The following is a 4,364-nucleotide window of genomic DNA, read 5'->3' as shown; positions in this document are numbered from 1 at the left end:
TTAAGGCAAAAAAAGTAAAGATAAGACTCCGCGCGGTAGGTAAAAAAGGTATAGAGTTTTTTAGCTTCCAGGGTATAAATTTGCTTGAAAAATACGTCGGCGTAAGCTCGTCTCCTACTTATGAGAAAGCTCAAAATATCATAAAAGACGCGATAGACGACTTCATAAGTGGTACGACGGATAAGGTTATTTTGGTACATAACGGCTACAATAACATGATCTCTCAACAAATTCGTATAAACGATATCGTGCCGGTCGAGCCGCCAAAACTAGTCGAAGTAGAGACGAATTCTTTGATGGAATTTGAGCCAAGCGACGACGGTAAAATTTTAAACGAACTACTTACGAAGTATTTCGAATATAGCATGTATTACGCTTTAGTAGATAGTCTTGCAGCCGAACATAGCGCTAGAATGCAAGCGATGGATAATGCGACTAATAACGCCAAAGAGCGCGTTGCGCAGCTAAAACTATCGTATAACAAGGCTCGCCAAGAGTCTATCACCACTGAGCTTATCGAGATCATCAGTGGCGTCGAATCAATGAAATAATTAAGGAGTATGGATGAAAGGTATCATTTCTCAGGTAATGGGTCCGGTAGTCGATGTCGATTTCACGGATTATTTACCCAAGATCAACGAAGCCGTCGAAGTAAATTTCGAGGTTGAGGGCAAGCAAAATAGACTTGTGCTAGAGGTTGCCGCACACCTTGGCGATAACCGCGTAAGAACTATCGCCATGGATATGAGCGAAGGCTTAACTAGAGGCCTTGAGGCTACGGCTTTAGGCGCGCCTATTAGCGTTCCGGTCGGCGAAAAAGTTTTGGGAAGAATTTTTAACGTCGTCGGCGATCTAATCGACGAGGGCGAAGGCGTAGAATTTGACAAAAAATGGTCTATTCACCGCGATCCTCCACCGTTTGAAGAGCAAAGCACAAAAAGTGAAATTTTTGAAACAGGCATAAAGGTAGTTGACCTTTTGGCTCCTTATGCAAAGGGTGGTAAGGTCGGACTATTCGGCGGTGCTGGCGTTGGCAAAACGGTTATTATCATGGAGCTGATCCACAACGTTGCATTTAAACACAGCGGTTACTCTGTATTTGCAGGTGTTGGCGAGAGAACGCGCGAAGGAAACGACCTTTATCACGAGATGAAAGAAAGTAACGTTTTGGATAAAGTCGCCTTGTGCTACGGCCAAATGAACGAGCCGCCGGGAGCGAGAAACCGTATCGCTCTAACAGGTCTAACGATGGCTGAGTATTTCCGCGACGAGATGGGACTTGACGTTTTGATGTTTATTGATAACATCTTCCGTTTCTCTCAGTCTGGTGCAGAGATGTCGGCGCTTCTTGGACGTATCCCGTCAGCCGTTGGTTATCAGCCGACTTTGGCGAGCGAAATGGGTAAATTCCAAGAGAGAATTACGTCAACCAAAAAAGGTTCAATCACGTCGGTTCAGGCTGTTTACGTTCCTGCGGACGACCTTACCGACCCGGCTCCTGCAACCGTTTTCGCGCACCTTGACGCGACTACCGTTCTAAACAGAGCTATTGCAGAAAAGGGAATTTATCCTGCGGTTGACCCGCTTGATTCGACATCAAGAATGCTCGATCCTCAAATTTTAGGCGGTGAGCACTATAAAGTCGCTCGCGGCGTGCAGGCGGTTTTGCAAAAATATAAAGATCTTCAAGACATCATCGCTATCCTTGGTATGGACGAGCTTAGCGAAGAAGATAAGGTCACGGTTGACCGCGCTAGAAAGATTGAGAGATTTTTATCTCAGCCATTCTTCGTTGCCGAGGTATTTACGGGAAGCCCTGGTAAATACGTAAGTCTTGAGGAGAATATCGCCGGCTTTAAGGGAATTTTGGAAGGCAAATATGATGATTTGCCGGAAAACGCATTTTATATGGTAGGAAACATCGACGAGGCGATAGCAAAAGCTGAAAAACTTAAAGCCTAAATTTAAAGGAAAAAGTAATGAATAAATTACATTTAGAAATCGTTACGCCTGAGGGTTTAGTGTTTTCAAACGATATCAAAAGCGTAGTTTTGCCGGGTAGCGAAGGCGAGTTTGGGGTTTTGCCCGGACACGCCTCGCTTATTTCGCTTTTGAAAGCCGGCGTTATAGACATCGAGAGCGAAGATAAAAGTCATGATGCCGTCGCGATAAACTGGGGATATGCCGAGATAAACGAAGGTAAGGCCACGATCCTTGCCGACGGCGCCGTTCACGTTTCTGGAAATTCCGAGAGCGAGATAGCAAATTCATTGCAAAAAGCAAAGGATTTGATCGCTAGCATGAGCAGCGAGAACAACGCTATGGCTGCTGCCGTAGCAAAACTAGATAGTATGGCTCGGACAAGATAGTGGCTGGGCTTGATATCTTTTTGAACTACTTATCAAGAAGTAGTTTTATTACTATATTCGTACTTAGTTGGCTCTCTTTTTATTTTATAATAAGCCTTACCATACTTTTATCCCGTATGGCGGGGCTTGCCTCATGGCAAAAAAAAGAGCAAAATGCGCTTGAGTCGCTATTAATGGGCGGCTCTAAGCATACTCTAAACGACTCCGTTTTAAAAAGATTCGTAAGCGGCTCCGTATCTAAAGAAAAGCTTTCGGTCGCCGTTAGTATTTCAGAGAGGAATGCTACTAGCGGCATTACTTGGCTTAGCATTATTGCTTCCACTTCGCCTTTTATCGGACTTTTTGGTACGGTTGTTTCCATCTTGGAGACATTTTCTCAGCTTGGTCAAGGCGGAGGAAATGCGTCGCTAGGTGTTATCGCCCCAGCTATCAGCGAGGCTCTTGTGGCTACAGGAGCGGGTATATTCGTGGCGATTCCAGCTTATACCTTTAGCTTACTTATCAAACGAAAAGCCTATGAGCTCATGGGCGTCATCAGGCGTGAAGTCGACATCCTCGTAACGCTTAAAGAAGATCAATGATAAATCTTGACGAAACTCCGGAGCTAAACATAACTCCGCTCGTGGATATCATGCTTGTTTTGCTAGCGATTCTTATGGTTACGACGCCTACTATCGTTTACGAGGAGCAAATTTTACTACCGGACGGCTCAAAAACCAAAACATCCTCGGCTCAAAGAAAAGATTTGACCGTTATCGTGGATGCCACCAAAAAGGTTAGGATCGACCAAAATACTATGGATCTGCGCGAGCTTCCCGATAATATCGTGCTTATCGGGGCAAAATACGATAAAAACTCGCCTGTTTATATTAAGGCCGACAAAAGCCTCATATACGATGATGTGATGTTTGTTTTGAAGAGCGTAAAAAACGCAGGCTTTACAAAGGTAGCGCTTCAGACTAATGGATAAATTTGATCTCAAATTTAACACTTCCGGCTATTTCCTACTATCGGCTTTTCTTTACCTTTGTATCATAAGCGGTATTTTTATTAAGCTTACCTATTTTAAGGAAGAGCCGAAAAAATACACCGATACTAAAGATGCTTTTATGGATATTATGATAGTTGAGCGCGAGCCCGACATCACCGTAAAAGCGCCTGAGCCTAAAAAAGAGGTTGTAAAAGAAGAAAAACCCCAGCCTGTAAAAAAAGAGGAAGAGGTTAAAAAAGAAGAGCCAAAACCGGATACCACAAACAAGCCACCTGAACCAGATCCTACACCGCCAGAGCCTGAAGAAAAAAAGGTTGAAGAGCCAAATTTAAAGGATTTATTCGGCAGTATCGATACCTCTAAGCTAAAAGAAGATAAGGTCACTAAGAAAAAAGAGCAACCAAAAGAACAAAGTCGTAAAAAACCGGAAAAAGTCCAGATAACGATCCAGCAAAAAAAAGCTAGCGACGTGATAAATTCGCTTACTTTGGATCAGGTTGCTAAAACTCCAAAGTCGCAAATGACGGGCGAATACAACGAATATTTCGGCACGATCAGCAGAATTTTGCAGAGCAAATGGAGTGCCTATAAGGCCGACTCTAGCGATGAAGCAGAAGTCGAGATAGTAATCGATGTTGACGGATCGTTTAGTTACGATATAAAAAAGTTATCGTATAATAGCGAATTTAACGACAAGGTTAGAGATTTCTTAGAGCGTATGACTTCTGAGAAATTTCCGCCGCCTACTCAGATAGGCAGAGCTGTTAAGCTCGGAACTAAATTGCAAGACAAACTAGAATAACGGAGGAACAATGAAGAAAATTTTACTTTTTCTTACTTTTACGAGTTGGCTTTTTGCCGTTGATGCCACTATCTCGGTCGTCAACAAGGGTATGGCCTTACCAAAAATCGTGCTTCAAGACGCCACTACGGCCGTCGGCGATCAAACTTTTAAGGGCAAATTTCACAAAATTATGCTGGGAGATCTAAAGGTAAGCTCTGAT

The 4,364-nt window shown here is 43.5% G+C and carries 6 protein-coding genes and 1 pseudogene; all 7 read left to right on the top strand.

Annotated features, from left to right (window positions below; all coding sequences use genetic code 11):
• On the top strand, positions 1-551 hold a 551-nt coding region (atpG, locus tag Q0338_RS06780), incomplete at its 5' end, for an ATP synthase F1 subunit gamma (RefSeq protein ID WP_298086096.1).
• Between the two features lie 13 nt (positions 552-564).
• The gene (gene atpD, locus Q0338_RS06775) at positions 565-1,962 is read left to right on the top strand and encodes a F0F1 ATP synthase subunit beta (RefSeq protein ID WP_002947477.1); all 1,398 of its coding nucleotides are present in this window, start codon (positions 565-567) and stop codon (positions 1,960-1,962) included.
• Positions 1,963-1,979: 17 nt separating this feature from the next.
• Positions 1,980-2,369 carry an ATP synthase F1 subunit epsilon gene (gene atpC, locus Q0338_RS06770; protein ID WP_002952434.1) on the top strand — a complete coding sequence of 130 codons (390 nt, stop codon included), beginning with the start codon at positions 1,980-1,982 and terminating at the stop codon, positions 2,367-2,369.
• On the top strand, positions 2,369-2,950 hold the full coding sequence (locus Q0338_RS06765; protein WP_185897941.1) for a MotA/TolQ/ExbB proton channel family protein: 582 nt from the start codon (positions 2,369-2,371) through the stop codon (positions 2,948-2,950). The genes atpC and Q0338_RS06765 overlap by 1 nt, the downstream gene beginning before the upstream one ends.
• Positions 2,947-3,339 carry a biopolymer transporter ExbD gene (locus tag Q0338_RS06760; protein WP_002952432.1) on the top strand — a complete coding sequence of 131 codons (393 nt, stop codon included), beginning with the start codon at positions 2,947-2,949 and terminating at the stop codon, positions 3,337-3,339. The genes Q0338_RS06765 and Q0338_RS06760 overlap by 4 nt, the downstream gene beginning before the upstream one ends.
• The gene (locus Q0338_RS06755; protein ID WP_366119756.1) at positions 3,332-4,162 is read left to right on the top strand and encodes a TonB C-terminal domain-containing protein; all 831 of its coding nucleotides are present in this window, start codon (positions 3,332-3,334) and stop codon (positions 4,160-4,162) included. The genes Q0338_RS06760 and Q0338_RS06755 overlap by 8 nt, the downstream gene beginning before the upstream one ends.
• Before the next feature lie 10 nt (positions 4,163-4,172).
• Positions 4,173-4,364, top strand: a pseudogene (gene tolB / locus Q0338_RS06750) (Tol-Pal system protein TolB); the annotation flags it as partial.

The sequence above is a fragment of the uncultured Campylobacter sp. genome (assembly GCF_938018145.1).
Taxonomy (GTDB): Bacteria; Campylobacterota; Campylobacteria; order Campylobacterales; family Campylobacteraceae; genus Campylobacter_A.
This window is presented reverse-complemented; position numbering and strand designations above follow the sequence as displayed.